Genomic DNA, 15,462 nt, shown 5'->3' on the forward strand with positions numbered 1-15,462 from the left:
CTGCCTTTCGGCTATTATGGAAAAGGTCTTGAGAATTTTTTCGCAACTTTTTTCATATACAAATATGTTAAACGAAAACCACTTTCTAGCACTCGTCTATGACAAGTTGCTATGTTCCTAAATAAAAAAGCCACTGTAAAAACACCCGAAAAAGTAGTGAGTGTACAACTACAGTTTGAGTTTTAAGGTATTTGAATTTATCAAAAAAATAGTCGTACTTCGTTTAATTGTGATATGGATAATTAAAACTGTCCTTATTTTTACTATTAGCTACAATAACTCAAATGATATCGCATTCACTTACAATTGGAGAAATAATTGACAAATTAAAAACTAAAATTTTTGATTTCGAAAGTCCAACTGATATTCAAAATGACTATCTGGAGCGCGAAAATGGCATTAAAAGAACAATAGATAATTGCATGATGCTGATGAAGGAATTTGCAATTACGCCAGGTCTAGATAAACTTACAAAACGACAGGAACTCAAAACTGAAAAATGCATCGAAAACTTATCTAGATATGTGAAACAATTAATGGAGGAGTTAGATGAAGACAAAATCAAGATTTATTGTGATAACTTAAAAAAGGAAAAACAATTCAGTATCAGTCCGAACAGACCTTTTGAACCAGACCTTACATTCATGTTATCGAATTCTTTTCATATTGCGATTAGAACAGAAATTCTATGGTCAAGAAGAGTAACTGTTTTACAAGCAATTCAAATATCTAAAGGAGAATTGGATTTAAATGATTTAGGAAAACATTTACCAGATTTACTAAAAGAAATCAAAACTAAAATTATTCCAAACGTCAAACATCACGAATTTTATCTTTCATTCGCTGACAGCATTAATGAAGCTGTTAAATGTTATGATAAAAAGCTATTTAGAGGATGCAATTTAATCCTAATTACAACCATTGAAGGAATGGTAAGACAATTAGCTAATTTTCTTTCAATACCTCACGAACTAGGAGAAAACTTTTCTGAAGATAAGTACATGTCATTAAATAGATTATTAAGAGATGTAACTTGGAAAAAAGATATAATTATCGATGAAACAAGACTGTCATTAATGCTAGGAAAGAATAAAACTTTAAAAGAATATCGAAGCGAATTTGGAATAGATAGAGAAAATGTACTAATTGATTTAGACACGCGTTTAGATTTTCTTAAAGGCAGGTTTAAAGATGACAGAGATTTAATTTTACATGGTTCTTATCAAGAGTACAATAAGAAATGGAATTTATATCTTAATTTTTCTGCTTTTGAGGAAACTTATGAAGTATGTGAATATTATTTAAAAAAGTACAGTAGCTAACAACGTATAAAATTGCTTTAGCAAGTGCCAGAGCACACAACCACTCATCAATAACAAGCTACTAAAACAAAAAAGCCACTGAATTATCAGTGGTTTTTGTTTGCGTTAGCGATTGCAGCATTGTTGGAGCTCCTCAAAGAGAGCGACTGCGGAAAGCGCGACCCTTGTGGTAACGCCCAAAAAATAGTTTAAAAACTACAGCTTGTAATTTCAGTAACTCTTAGTGTATTTACCATACCTTTTTCTTGTATAGGCATTGCAGCTAGACTTACCAGCATATCTCCTGTTTCTAGATAGCCTTTTTTACAGGCAATAGCGTTAACGTCTTCAATGGTTTCATCTGTACTTACAAACTTGTCGTAATAAAACGCTTTAACTCCCCAAAGCAAGCTTAATTGTGTTAAAATACGTTTGTTGGATGTAAATACCAAGATGTGAGAACTTGGTCTCCAAGCCGAAATTTGAAACGCTGTGTAACCACTATTGGTTAATGTAGAAATGGCTTTGGCATCAATTTCGTTTGCCATATGTGCTGCATGGTAGCAAATAGATTTTGTAATGTAACGCTTGGTACGAATGTGTGGTGGCGATTGTGGTACTTGTATAAGTGGCGAATCTTCAACACTTCTAATAATGTTTGCCATTTGCCTAATAACTTGTACTGGATAACTCCCAACCGATGTTTCTCCTGAAAGCATTACTGCATCTGCTCCATCCATAACCGAGTTTGCCACATCGTTAACCTCAGCACGTGTTGGTGTTAAACTAGAAATCATGGTTTCCATCATTTGCGTAGCAATAATTACAGGAATTCTTGCGCGTTTTGCACGTAATACCAATTGCTTTTGGATAAGCGGAACTTCCTCGGCAGGAATTTCTACACCTAAATCACCACGAGCTACCATTAATCCGTCGCAATAGGCAACAATTTTATCGATATTCTCAACAGCTTCAGGTTTTTCAATCTTAGCGATAATTGGAATTTTATGCTCGCTATGTTCTTTGATAAGTTCTTCAAGCTGAATTAAATCTTCAGCGTGACGCACAAAGGATAACGCAATCCAATCTACTTGCATTTTTATTGCAAAAATGGCGTCTTCAATATCCTTTTCAGTAAGTGCAGGTTGCGAAATATTGGTGTTAGGAAGGTTAACTCCTTTTTTAGATTTTAAGGGTCCACCTTGAATAACGCGTGCTTTTACTTCCGATTTTTTATCGGTTGAAACCACTTCAAAAATTAATTTTCCGTCGTCTAAAAGTATGCGTTCTCCTGGTTTTGCATCTTGTGGAAAACTGTCATAAGTCATGTAAACACGCTCTTTTGTGCCTTCAAAACGCTTTCCGGTTGCAAAAATAATTTCGTCACCTTCATTAACGATGACTTCGCCTTTCATTACGCCAACACGAAGTTTTGGTCCTTGCAAATCACCTAAAATGGCTGCATTGTATCCAAACTCATCGTTAAGCTCTCTTATCATTTTTATGCGCTGTTCAACATCTTTGTAGTCGGCATGTGAAAAGTTAATTCTAAACACATCAACACCTTCCTCTAGCATGCCTTTTAAAACATCTTTTGTACTGGTTGCTGGTCCTAATGTTGCTACTATTTTGGTTTTCTTTCTTTTTGGCATTAATTAAAAAATTAAGTGGTCTTTAGATTTTAGTTGTTCTACATCTACACTGTAAGCTGTAATAACTTGTGGTATAGACTGTATTTTATTGAGAATTATTTTCTCGTTTAAATATTGGGTGTCATTATCTATTTTAAACAGATAGTCAACGTTTTTCAATTCTGGTAATAGGTGATATGTTTTTAAGACTTTGCCTTGAGCTTCAAATAAAGATCCTGTACTTTGCAGGCTGTCTTCTTCTTTTTTACACACATTGGACATAAGGTTCCAAGTAGTGTATTGTTCTTTGTCTTCCCACTCATAAATAGAGTAAGATGCCGAAAAATACTTGTAGTCTAAATCTTGTGGTTTACGCTCTAAATTTATCTCTAAATTTTTATTAAGAAGATAAGCCAATCTATAATCTTCCAGTCTGCAATGAATAGCTAAAAGCGTGAAAGAAGCATCATAGAAATCGTCAACAAGTAATTTATGCAATGCCATAATTAATCAACTATACGCTGTAAATATAGTATAATATAATAATTAAAAAATGAAGTTAACATTAATCTTATCAAGACCTGTTAACGAAAACGTTTGAATTTTTACAAGCGTCTAATTATTCGTTAAAAAATTTGGTAATTTTATTTTGAAACGCAAAAAAAGCACGTTTTGAAGCCTTTTCTTCGGCTTTCTTTTTTGAAGTTGCTCTTGCCTTTGCCACCACTTTATCGTCTATAGATAATTTAACCGAAAAGTGTTTTAGGTTATCGTTTCCTGTATCTTCATACACATTGTAGTCAAAGGTCTTTTTTTCTTTTTGGCACCACTCAATAAGTAAGCTTTTGTAGCTAATAACCTTACCTTCTAGGGTTTCAATATCAACATGCGGATTAATTACTCTTTTAAAAATAAATTTTTCGCAGTATCTATAACCTCTGTCTAAAAATATGGCTCCAACTAAGGCTTCAAAAAGATTACCATGAATGTTATTACCAAAATTGGATTTTGAAATTTTGCTTTCTACAAAGTCAATTAAATTAAGCTCTTTACCCAATTCGTTAAGGTGTTCTCTACTTACAATTTTAGAACGCATTTTTGTAAGATAGCCTTCATCTCCATGAGGAACTTCGCTAAAAAGATAAGCTGCTATTACTGAGCTTAACATGGCATCGCCAACAAACTCTAGTCTTTCATAGTTAATTGCATTTCCTTTTTTGTCCTTTATATTCATAGAACGATGGGTAAATGCAGTAATGTAGTAGTTCTTGTTTTTGGGTTTAAACCCTAGAATATTTTTTAGTTGCAAAAAAAAATTCCCGTTATCGTTAGAACGGGAATTTAATATGTTACGAATGTAATTCATTCAGGAATTAATCTAATTTTTTAAATAATACACAAGCATTGTGACCTCCAAATCCAAATGTATTACTCATAGCAACTTTAACGTCTCTTTTTTGAGCTTTATTTAATGTTAAATTTAATTCAGGATCAATAGTTTCATCTACTACTTCGTGGTTTATTGTTGGAGGCACTACACCATGTTCTATTGCTAAAATAGCAGCAATAGACTCTATAGCTCCTGCAGCTCCAAGTAAATGTCCAGTCATGGACTTAGTAGAGTTAATATTGATGTGTTTTGCGTGGTCACCAAACACTTCCGAAATCGCTTTAAGTTCAGCAACATCTCCAAGAGGTGTTGATGTACCATGCGTGTTGATATGGTCAACTTCTTCAGGGTTTATACCAGCATTATCTAAACAATTTCTCATTACAGCCATTACACCTATACCTTCAGGGTGAGGAGCTGTCATATGATGCGCATCTGAAGACAATCCGCCTCCAATAACTTCAGCATATATTTTTGCACCTCTTGCTTTAGCATGCTCGTACTCTTCAAGAATTATTGCTCCTGCACCTTCTCCTAATACAAAACCATCTCTGGTTGCGTCAAAAGGTCTTGAAGCGGTTTCAGGACTTTCGTTTCTTGTTGATAATGCATGCATAGCATTAAAACCACCCATTCCAGCAATGGTTACTGCTGCTTCACTACCACCTGTTACTATAACATCACAGTGCCCTAAACGAATATAGTTTAAAGCATCAATCATAGCATTGGCAGAGGATGCACAGGCAGATACTGTTGTGTAATTAGGACCCATAAATCCATGTTTAATAGATATGTTTCCTGGAGCAATATCTGCAATCATTTTTGGGATGAAAAATGGATTAAATCTTGGTGTTCCATCTCCAGCCGCAAAGTTTAGTACTTCGTCCTGGAATGTTTCCAAACCTCCAATACCTGCTCCCCAAATAACTCCAACTTTCAATTTATCAACAGCCTCAAGATCTAGTTTCGCATCTGCAATAGCTTCATCAGAAGCTACCATTGCATATTGCGTAAATCTGTCCATCTTTCTAGCTTCTTTTCTGTCAAGAAAATCGGTAGCGTTAAAGTTTTTTAATTCGCAAGCGAATTTGGTTTTGAACTTTTCAGTATCAAAATATGTTATAGGTGCTGCACCACTTTTTCCTTGTAATAAGCCTTCCCAATATTGATCTTTGGTATTGCCTATAGGAGTAAGTGCACCTAACCCAGTAACTACAACTCGCCTTAATTCCATAAATTAACGTGAATTATTTTGCTTCTTCTATATATGAGATAGCTTGACCAACTGTTGCAATGTTCTCAGCTTGATCATCTGGAATTTGGATATCAAATTCCTTTTCGAATTCCATAATTAATTCTACAGTGTCTAATGAATCTGCTCCTAAATCGTTTGTGAAGCTTGCTTCAGTTACAACTTCGTTCTCATCAACACCTAATTTGTCTACGATAATCGCTTTTACTCTTGATGCAATGTCTGACATAATTTTTAAATTTTAAGTTTTAATTAGAGCGCAAAAATAAAAAAACTTTATTTAATACACATCTTTACTTTAAAAATGTGAATGTAATTTACTAAAATTACTTTTAAGTATTTCTATTTTGGCTTCTAATTGTTAATAATTATTCTTTTTTTTGTTTCGAATAATCCTAACATTATATCTGTAAATGAAACGTATTGTAATTTTTGCGTCCGGAAGTGGAACCAATGCTGAAAATTTAATTAAGTTTTTTCACAACAGAGATAATGCGTCTGTTATTCAGGTGTTGACCAACAATCCTCATGCCAAAGTACTAGAACGCGCAAAAAACCTGAACGTTAGCGCTTTATCATTCAACAGAGTTGCTTTCTCAAAAACCAATGATGTCCTAAACATCCTAAAAGCTGCTCAACCAGACTTAATAATACTAGCTGGTTTTTTATGGAAGTTTCCTGAGCATATTTTACAACATTTCCCTAATAAAGTCATTAATATTCATCCTGCTTTATTACCTAAATATGGAGGAAAAGGTATGTACGGTATGCACGTTCATGAAGCTGTTGTAGCAAATAACGAAACCGAAACTGGTATTACCATTCATTATGTTAACGAAAACTATGATGAAGGTGCTATTATTTTTCAGGCTAAATGTAGCGTAGAATCGTCTGATACTGCTGAAGCTGTAGCGGCAAAAATTCATGAGCTTGAAATGGAGTATTTTCCAAAAGTAGTTGAAGACTTATTAAAGTCATAATACTAAGGCAATGACTGAAATTATAGATTTAAGCCAAGACATTTATGAAGGTATGCCTGTTTATAAAGATTTGCCTCAAGTAAAAATGTCTGTTCATAACACCCACGAAGATTGGGATGGCGATTTTGATTCTAAAACCAAAACGCCTGCTGTACATAAACTAGAATTAGGCGAGCATACAGGCACTCATGTTGACGCTTTAAACCACATGGCAAAACAATATAAAGGTCAGTCTATCGACACAATGCCTTTATCAATGTTTTATACAGAAGGAATTTGCTTAGACCTTTCTCACAAATCTTTTAGAGAATTAATTGAAATAAGCGATTTGGAAACCGCTTGTAAAAAGCAAGATGTAAGCATTAAAAAAAATGATACTGTATTAATTTATACAGACCATTATAGAAAAGCATTTGGAACGGAAAACTGGAGCAAAGGACCAGGAATTAGTGCAGAAGCAGCCAGATGGTTGGGAAATCAAAAAATTGCTGCTTTTGGAGTGGAAACAATGTCTCCAGGTGTTTCAGGAATTTCAAACAAAGAAGTACATCATATTTGTGGTGAATTAGGATTTACGCACTATGAAAACATGGTTAATTTATATAAGTTAATAGGAAGAAAAAGATTTCGTTTTATTGCCTTACCTTTAAAGATTAAAGGAGGAACAGGTTCTCCTGTAAGAGCTGTTGCTGTTTTTGAAAATTAGTAGTTCATGTCCAAAAAAAAGAAAAAATACTACACAGTTTGGAAAGGCCATCACACAGGTGTTTTTGAATCTTGGGATGATTGCAAAGCTCAAATAAAAGATTTTCAAGGTGCTCAATACAAATCGTTTCCCACATTTGAAGCCGCTAAAAAGGCTTTAAAAAGTAATTATTTTGACTACGTAGGGAAAAACAAAACATTTAAAAGCGAACTTTCTGAAGCACAGTTAAAAAAAATAGGTCAGCCTAATTACAACTCAATCTCTGTTGATGCAGCTTCCAGCGGAAACCCTGGAAAAATGGAATATAGAGGTGTAGACACCAAAACAAAAAAGCAACTCTTTATTCAAGGTCCTTTTGAAGAAGGCACAAATAATATTGGTGAATTTTTAGCCATTGTTCATGGTTTAGCTCTGCTAAAAAAGAAAAACAGTAATTGCTTAATATATACCGATTCTAAAACTGCAATGAGTTGGGTAAAAAAGAAAACCTGTAATACCAAACTAGAGCGCAATGATAAAAACAAGGTACTCTTTGAACTTGTTGACAGAGCAGTAAACTGGTTAAAAAATAATACTTACACTACCGTAATTGTAAAATGGGAAACCAAAGCTTGGGGAGAAATTCCTGCAGATTTCGGCAGAAAATAATATTCGTTATTTAGAGCTTAAAACCCTATCTTTGCACAAAATTTTGAAATCTCTTTATGAGCAAATTAGTAATCGTAGGTACTGTAGCTTTTGATGCTATTGAAACACCTTTCGGAAAAACCGATAAGATATTGGGAGGAGCAGCAACTTTTATAGGTTTGTCTGCTTCACAGTTTAATGTAGATTCTGCAATTGTATCGGTTGTTGGAGGAGATTTTCCTCAAGAATATTTAGATTTATTATCTGAAAAAAATATTGATATTTCAGGAATAGAAATCATAAAAGACGGTAAAACGTTCTTTTGGAGTGGTCGCTACCATAACGACATGAACTCTAGAGATACCTTAGCAACTGAGCTTAATGTATTAGCTGATTTCAATCCTGTTGTACCACAAGATTATAAAGACGCTGAAATTGTAATGCTTGGTAACTTACACCCAATAGTACAATCTAGTGTTTTGGATCAAATGACTAAAAAGCCAAAACTGGCTATTTTAGACACTATGAATTTTTGGATGGACTCAGCGCTTGAAGATTTACACAATGTTATAAAGCGTGTTGATGTTATTACCATTAACGATGAAGAAGCTAGACAATTAACAGGAGAATATTCTCTTGTAGTAGCTGCAAGAAAAATTCATGAAATGGGACCAAAATATGTAGTTATTAAAAAAGGAGAGCATGGTGCATTGTTGTTTCATGACGATAGTGTGTTTTATGCTCCTGCTTTACCTCTTGAAGAGGTGTTTGACCCAACTGGAGCAGGTGATACTTTTGCTGGCGGATTTGCAGGTTATTTAGCAAAAACAGGAGATGTCTCTTTTGAAAACATGAAAAACGCTGTTATTTATGGCTCTACACTGGCCTCATTTTGTGTAGAAAAATTTGGTACAGAGCGCATGAAAAACCTCCCTAAAAAAGAAGTTCATCAACGCTTGCAGCAGTTTAAAGACTTAACACAATTTGATATTGAACTAACATAAACCAACGCGCTCAAAACTGAGCGCGTTTTATTTTTGTAACTCACAACAACACAACACAATGAGTGATGCTTTAAAACACGAATGCGGAATCGCACAAATAAGGCTTTTAAAACCATTAGAATTTTATAAAGAAAAATATGGGAGTGCTTTTTATGGCGTAAACAAAATGTATCTCATGATGGAGAAACAGCACAATCGTGGACAAGATGGTGCAGGTTTTGCCAGCATTAAATTAGATACAACTCCAGGAGAACGTTATATAAGTAGAGTGCGCTCTATTGCTCAACAACCCATTCAAGATATTTTTGGGCAAATTAACGATCGTATCAATAAAGAATTAAGTGAACATCCTGAATATGCTGATGATGTAGAAGCACAAAAAAAGAACATTCCTTACATAGGAGAGGTGCTTTTAGGTCATGTTCGTTATGGAACATTTGGTAAAAACAGTGTAGAGAGTGTTCATCCGTTTTTAAGACAAAATAACTGGATGCACAGAAATCTTATTGTTGCAGGAAACTTTAACATGACCAATGTTAATCAGTTATTTGATGGTCTTGTAAGATTAGGACAACACCCAAAAGAAAAAGCCGACACAATTACCATTATGGAAAAAATCGGTCATTTTTTGGATGATGCTGTTTCTAAAGTTTACAAAAAACTAAAGCAAGAAGGTTACAGTAAACATGAGTGTTCTCCATTAATAGCCGAGCGTCTTAATATTGCAAAGATCCTAAAAAAGTCATCCAAAAACTGGGATGGTGGTTATGCTATGGCTGGTTTACTTGGTCATGGAGATGCATTTGTTTTAAGAGATCCTGCTGGTATAAGACCTGCATATTATTATAAAGATGATGAAGTTGTAGTAGTAGCTTCTGAGCGTCCTGTAATTCAAACTGTTTTTAATGTTCCGTTTGAAGAAGTAAAAGAACTAGAACCAGGACACGCTATTATTACCAAAAAATCTGGAGAAGTTTCAATAAAACAAATCATAGAGCCACTTGAAAGAAAAGCGTGTTCGTTTGAACGTATTTATTTTTCTAGAGGAAGTGATGCCGAAATTTATCAAGAAAGAAAAGAGCTAGGTAAACTGTTAATGCCTAAAGTTCTCAAATCCATTAATAACGACACACAAAACACTGTATTTTCATACATTCCAAATACTGCTGAAACGTCGTTTTTTGGAATGATTGAAACTGTAGAAAAACACCTTAACGAAAAGAAAACCCAAGCTATTTTAGATGGCAACGGTATGCTTTCGGCTGAACGTGTTACTGAAATACTATCGGAAAGACCTAGAATAGAAAAGGTTGCTATTAAAGATGTAAAACTAAGAACATTTATTACTGAAGACAGTAGTAGAGACGATTTAGTTGCGCACGTTTATGATGTAACGTATGGTGTTATAAAACCAAATGATAATCTTGTAATCATTGATGATAGTATTGTAAGAGGTACAACCCTTAAAAAGAGTATTATTAAAATGATGGACAGATTAAACCCTAAAAAAATTGTTGTGGTTTCTTCTGCTCCTCAAATACGCTATCCCGACTGTTATGGTATTGACATGGCAAGACTAGAAGACTTAATTGCTTTTAGAGCTATGTTAGAATTATTAAAAGAAAATAACAAGTATCACTTAGTTGAAGAAGTTTATAATAAATGTAAAGCTCAGGTCGATCTTGAAGACAAAGATGTACACAATTTTGTAAAAGATTTATATGATGTATTTACTGACGAAGAAATTTCTGATAAGATTTCAGAATTAATCTCTGACGACACAGTAAGTGCTAAAGTGGAAACCATTTTTCAATCGGTAGAAAATTTACACAAAGCTTGTCCTAAAAATTTGGGCGATTGGTACTTTACAGGCAATTACCCAACTGCTGGAGGTAACAGAGTGGTTAACAGGGCTTTCATTAATTTTTACGAAGGAAATAAAGAGCGTGCTTATTAAGTAAAAAAACCGAGAAAAAATACACTTTATCCGAAAAAATGCGTTGTTTATCTAAAAAAAATGCATTTCATCTAATATTTGTACTTTGTTAACAAATTACGCATACTTTAGTAAGACCATAACATAAGTAGGTTAAGTTCATGGTAGATTTGGGGCAAAAAAAGGTGAACTCTTGTTCACCTTTTTTTATGCAATTCGTTTAAAATTTCCTTTCACATTTTCATTATATCTCATTTTAAGCTCAAAAAATTCCTTAAACTAATTTTTGTGTCGTTTATCTATTTTATTAACACTTTATTGTAAGTAGCTCTATATTAGTCATCACCATAACATAAGTAGGTTAAGTTTATGGTAGATTTGGGGCAAAAAAGGTGGACACTCGTTCACCTTTTTTATTTTTTCAAAGTAGGTCTTCTCTCAAAAACTTTTTCACCCAATAAAACTCAAAATCTTCAAAACCCTTAGATATATCAACACTTTTAACTAACAAAAAATCTTTTAAGCTAATTTATGTGTCGTTTATCTAATAAATTTAACAGTTTGAAACATGTCGCTATATATTTGCTGTCACCATAACATAAGTAGGTTAAGTTTATGGTAGATTTGGGGCAAAAAAGGTGGACACTCGTTCACCTTTTTTCATTTATAGAAATAAAAAAAACCAAGCCTATTCAGCTTGGTTCTTCATTAATTTATTTTTAGAAAAACTATTTTGCTTCTGCGTAACGTCTTTCTACTTCATTCCAGTTAATTACATTAAAAAATGCATTAATATAATCTGGTCTTCTATTTTGGTAATTTAAATAGTATGCGTGCTCCCAAACATCCAATCCTAAAATTGGTGTTCCTCCACAGCCTACTCCAGGCATTAATGGGTTATCTTGGTTTGGCGTAGAGCATACTTCAACTTTTCCGCCTTTATGTACACACAACCAAGCCCAACCTGAACCAAACTGAGTTGCTGCTGCTTTACTAAATGCATCTTTAAAAGCATCTACCGAACCAAATTCTGCTTCAATAGCATCTTTTAATTCTCCTGATAAATATCCTTTTCCTTCAGGATTCATAACATCCCAAAATAATGAGTGGTTGTAAAAACCTCCTCCATTATTTCTTACAGCCTTATTGTCCATATCTAAATTGTCTAAGATATTTTCAATTGTTTTTCCTTCTAAGTCTGTTCCTGCAATTGCATTATTTAGGTTGTTTGTATATCCTTGATGGTGCTTTGAATGGTGTATTTCCATTGTACGTGCATCAATATTTGGTTCTAAAGCATCGTAAGCATATTTTAATTTTGGTAATTCAAAAGCCATAATATTTGATTTTTATGTTGTTATTGTTTATTTCTTCAAATTTACACATAATACGCAAAAAAACAGATGATTTAAAATAATATATTGTTATCAATCTATTGATTGTTTTTATATTGTATCAAAAATTTCTACATGCTAAAAAACAGGGCTTTTACCATTTATAATGCATCTGCAGGTAGCGGAAAAACGTTTACACTGGTTAAAGAGTATTTGAAAATTTTACTGAACTCCAACAGCTTACTTGCTTTTAGAACTGTGTTAGCTCTAACCTTTACTAATAAGGCAGTAAATGAAATGAAAGAGCGTATTATAAATATGCTTAAAGCGTTTTCTGAGACTTCAATTATAGAACACCCTAATAGTATGTTCTCCCTTTTGGTTGAAGAGCTTGATATTTCGCCAAATGAGCTTCATGAAAAATCAAAAGTAATACTGCAAACTATTATTCATAACTATGCGTCTTTTGATATTTCAACTATTGACAAGTTTAACCATAGGCTTATTAGAACATTTGCACACGACTTAAAACTTCCTGTAAATTTTGAAGTTGAACTAGATACGCCTTATTTACTTGCCAAAGCTGTAGATAAGCTTATTGATAAAGCAGGAGAAGATGAGCAACTAACTAAAGTGCTGGTTGACTTTGCTATTGAAAAAGCCGATGACGATAGAAGCTGGGACATCTCTTATGATTTTAATACTATTGCTAAACTACTGGTTAATGAAAATGATATTGAATTTATTGAGCAACTTGAAAGCAAACAATTAAAGGATTTTTCAGATTTAAAGTCTGTACTTATTAAAACCCTCAAAGCCAAAGAGTCAAGCCTAGTAGAAACATCAAATAAAGTTTTAACGCTAATAAATGAAGTAGGTTTAGAACACAACGATTTTTCCAGAGGCTATTTACCTAAGTATTTTCAAAAACTTAGTAGTTCTGATGTAAATGTATCGTTTAATTTAGGTTGGCAAAACGACCTTCTTGAAGGCAACACCTTATACCCTAAACGTGTTTCAAATGAAGTTGCTGACACTATTAATGCTATACAGCCTCAACTTATTTTAGCTTTTAACGATACAAAACAAGCGGTTTCTGAATATAAATTTTTAAACAATTGCATAAAAAACATTACGCCTCTTTCGGTTTTAAACGCTATAAACAATACTTTAAATGAACTGAAAGAAGAAGACAACCTCTTACTGATTTCAGAATTTAATTCTATTATTCATAAAGAGATAAAACATCAACCAGCTCCTTTTATATATGAACGTTTGGGTGAAAAGTTTAAACATTATTTTATTGATGAGTTTCAAGACACTTCGGTTTTGCAATGGCAAAACCTGATTCCTTTAGCAGACAATGTGCTTTCAGGTGAGAATTTAAAAGGCGAAACAGGTTCCATAATGCTAGTTGGCGATGCTAAACAAGCCATTTACAGATGGAGAGGTGGAAAAGCAGAACAGTTTATTGATATGTATACCGAAAAGGTCAATCCGTTTCATATTGAGATTGCCACCAAGCATTTAGATTATAATTTTAGAAGTACTAAAACTGTTGTAGATTTTAATAATGATTTCTTTAAGCACATTAGTAGTTTTGCGCTATCAAGTCCTGAACATCAAGCTATTTATCAAGCGAGTTCACAAGACGTTTTTATTCAAGAAAACGGTTATGTAGAACTCTCATTTTTAAATACCAAAGATCAAGATAAGGATGAATTACATTGCGAAAAAACACTGTTCTCAATTTACAAGGCTTTGGACAATGGCTTTAAGCTAGGTGATATTTGTGTTATTACCCGAAAAAGTAAAGAAGGAATCGCAATTGCCGAATATTTAAGTCAAAATGGAATAAATGTAGTGTCTTCAGAATCGCTTATGCTCAAAAATGCTCCTGAGGTTAACTTTATAACGTCCATTTTACAACTAAGCATACAGCCTCAAAATAATGAAGTAAAATGTGATATTTTACTCTTCATTGCTGAACACAGCTTAAAACTTGAACAAAAACATGATTTTGTTAGTAGTTTGGTGCATTTACCATCAAGCAAACTATTTACTGCATTGAAAGAGTATGGTTTCAATTTTCACTTTGGGACATTTTCTAGCTTGCCAATTTATGAAGCCGTAGAACATATTATAAGAGCCTTTAAATTAAATACAACCTCAAATGCTTATATTCAGTTTTATTTAGATGAAATTCTCGATTTTTCACAAAAACACGGTTCTAGTATTTCTAGTTTTTTAGAGTTTTGGGAACGCAAAAAAGATAAGCTAAGTATTGTATCATCACAAAACGATAATGCAGTACAAATAATGACTATTCATAAATCTAAAGGATTAGAATTTCCTGTGGTGATTTTCCCTTATGCTAATCAGAATATTTATTTTGACATGTCTCCAAAAGTTTGGTTTCCTGTAAATACTGAAGCGTTTAATGGTTTCTCACACATGTACATCAACCTAAATAAAGACCTTGAGGAACTAGATAACACTGGTAACGAAATTTATACAAACTATCAATCTGAATTAGAGCTCGATGCCATTAACTTACTGTATGTTGTTATGACCAGAGCTGTTGAACAATTATATGTCATTTCAGAATATGACACAGACGCTAAAAACGAAGAGAAGCTAAAATACTATTCAGGGCTTTTTATCAATTTCTTAAAATCTAAAGCACTGTGGAATGACACTGAAACCGAATATACTTTTGGAAACCCAAAAAGAACATTGCAGTCGCATGAAGCAGAACCAACTGTTCAACAAGAGCTATTTATTTCTACTTCAAGAGCGCAACACAATTTAAATATCATTACCAATTCGGCTTATTTATGGGATACTGATCAAGAGAAATCTATTGAAAAAGGGAATTTGGTTCATAATATCATGGCTGAAATTAAAACCAAAGAAGATATTGATTTTGTGTTCAATCAGTACATCGAATCAGGAACTATCAATAGTCAACAATACGACGAACTAAAACCAATGGTTTTAAAAATTGTTGATCACCAACTCTTGAAACCTTACTTTGAAAGCGATAATTTGATTTACAATGAAAGAGATATCATTACTAAAGACGGTCAAATTTTACGACCAGACCGTTTAGTAATAAACACCAATAAAGCAATAATTATAGACTACAAAACTGGAGCTGAAAAAAGCTCTCATAAGCAACAATTAGAACTCTACACCTCAGTTTTACAAGACATGAATTACAACGTGACCAAAAAAATTCTTGTGTACATAAATGATGATATTCAGGTAAAAGAATTTTAACTTTGTAAAAAAACCAAAG

At 33.3% G+C, this 15,462-nt stretch carries 13 protein-coding genes; 7 read left to right on the forward strand and 6 right to left on the reverse strand.

The window, feature by feature from the left end; genetic code table 11:
- The first annotated feature begins 284 nt into the window (after window positions 1-284).
- Window positions 285-1,322 (forward strand): hypothetical protein, encoded by a 1,038-nt coding sequence (locus A8975_RS00270; protein ID WP_134198271.1) that lies wholly within the window; start codon window positions 285-287, stop codon window positions 1,320-1,322.
- A gap of 188 nt (window positions 1,323-1,510) precedes the next feature.
- On the opposite strand, the gene pyk is transcribed toward A8975_RS00270, so the two are convergent.
- The 5 genes from pyk to A8975_RS00295 form a co-directional block, all read right to left on the reverse strand.
- Window positions 1,511-2,953 carry a pyruvate kinase gene (gene pyk, locus A8975_RS00275; RefSeq protein ID WP_134198272.1) on the reverse strand — a complete coding sequence of 481 codons (1,443 nt, stop codon included), beginning with the start codon at window positions 2,951-2,953 and terminating at the stop codon, window positions 1,511-1,513.
- A 3-nt stretch (window positions 2,954-2,956) separates the two neighbouring features.
- A complete protein-coding gene (locus A8975_RS00280) occupies window positions 2,957-3,436 on the reverse strand; it encodes an IPExxxVDY family protein (RefSeq protein WP_131506464.1) in 480 nt (159 codons plus the stop codon).
- Window positions 3,437-3,551: 115 nt separating this feature from the next.
- Window positions 3,552-4,298, reverse strand: a complete 747-nt coding sequence (gene rnc, locus A8975_RS00285) for a ribonuclease III (protein WP_129759884.1) — start codon at window positions 4,296-4,298, stop codon at window positions 3,552-3,554.
- Window positions 4,299-4,305: 7 nt separating this feature from the next.
- Window positions 4,306-5,556, reverse strand: coding sequence for a beta-ketoacyl-ACP synthase II (gene fabF / locus A8975_RS00290; protein ID WP_129759883.1), 1,251 nt, complete (start codon window positions 5,554-5,556; stop codon window positions 4,306-4,308).
- Between the two features lie 13 nt (window positions 5,557-5,569).
- Window positions 5,570-5,803, reverse strand: coding sequence for an acyl carrier protein (locus A8975_RS00295; RefSeq protein WP_008269813.1), 234 nt, complete (start codon window positions 5,801-5,803; stop codon window positions 5,570-5,572).
- Between the two features lie 184 nt (window positions 5,804-5,987).
- Between A8975_RS00295 and purN the strand changes: the two genes are divergently transcribed.
- The 5 genes from purN to A8975_RS00320 are packed head-to-tail and all read left to right on the forward strand — an operon-like array spanning window position 5,988 to window position 10,848.
- A complete protein-coding gene (purN, locus tag A8975_RS00300; protein ID WP_134198273.1) occupies window positions 5,988-6,554 on the forward strand; it encodes a phosphoribosylglycinamide formyltransferase in 567 nt (188 codons plus the stop codon).
- Between the two features lie 10 nt (window positions 6,555-6,564).
- Complete coding sequence (locus A8975_RS00305; RefSeq protein WP_134198274.1) at window positions 6,565-7,260, forward strand: cyclase family protein; 696 nt, start codon at window positions 6,565-6,567, stop codon at window positions 7,258-7,260.
- Between the two features lie 6 nt (window positions 7,261-7,266).
- A complete protein-coding gene (locus A8975_RS00310) occupies window positions 7,267-7,908 on the forward strand; it encodes a viroplasmin family protein (RefSeq protein WP_134198275.1) in 642 nt (213 codons plus the stop codon).
- A gap of 56 nt (window positions 7,909-7,964) precedes the next feature.
- Entirely contained in the window at window positions 7,965-8,891 is a 927-nt protein-coding gene (locus A8975_RS00315) for a PfkB family carbohydrate kinase (protein ID WP_134198276.1), read from the forward strand.
- Window positions 8,892-8,949: 58 nt separating this feature from the next.
- A complete protein-coding gene (locus tag A8975_RS00320; RefSeq protein WP_131506459.1) occupies window positions 8,950-10,848 on the forward strand; it encodes an amidophosphoribosyltransferase in 1,899 nt (632 codons plus the stop codon).
- Window positions 10,849-11,555: 707 nt separating this feature from the next.
- Here the strand turns inward: A8975_RS00320 and A8975_RS00325 are convergent.
- Window positions 11,556-12,164 carry a superoxide dismutase gene (locus A8975_RS00325; RefSeq protein ID WP_131506458.1) on the reverse strand — a complete coding sequence of 203 codons (609 nt, stop codon included), beginning with the start codon at window positions 12,162-12,164 and terminating at the stop codon, window positions 11,556-11,558.
- Window positions 12,165-12,296: 132 nt separating this feature from the next.
- Here A8975_RS00325 and A8975_RS00330 point away from each other — a divergent pair, with 132 nt between their 5' ends.
- The gene (locus tag A8975_RS00330) at window positions 12,297-15,443 is read left to right on the forward strand and encodes a UvrD-helicase domain-containing protein (RefSeq protein WP_134198277.1); all 3,147 of its coding nucleotides are present in this window, start codon (window positions 12,297-12,299) and stop codon (window positions 15,441-15,443) included.
- Window positions 15,444-15,462 lie beyond the last annotated feature (19 nt).

Origin of the sequence: Meridianimaribacter flavus, from assembly GCF_004366715.1 — a bacterium.
GTDB classification, from domain to species: Bacteria; Bacteroidota; Bacteroidia; order Flavobacteriales; family Flavobacteriaceae; genus Gaetbulibacter_B; species Gaetbulibacter_B jejuensis.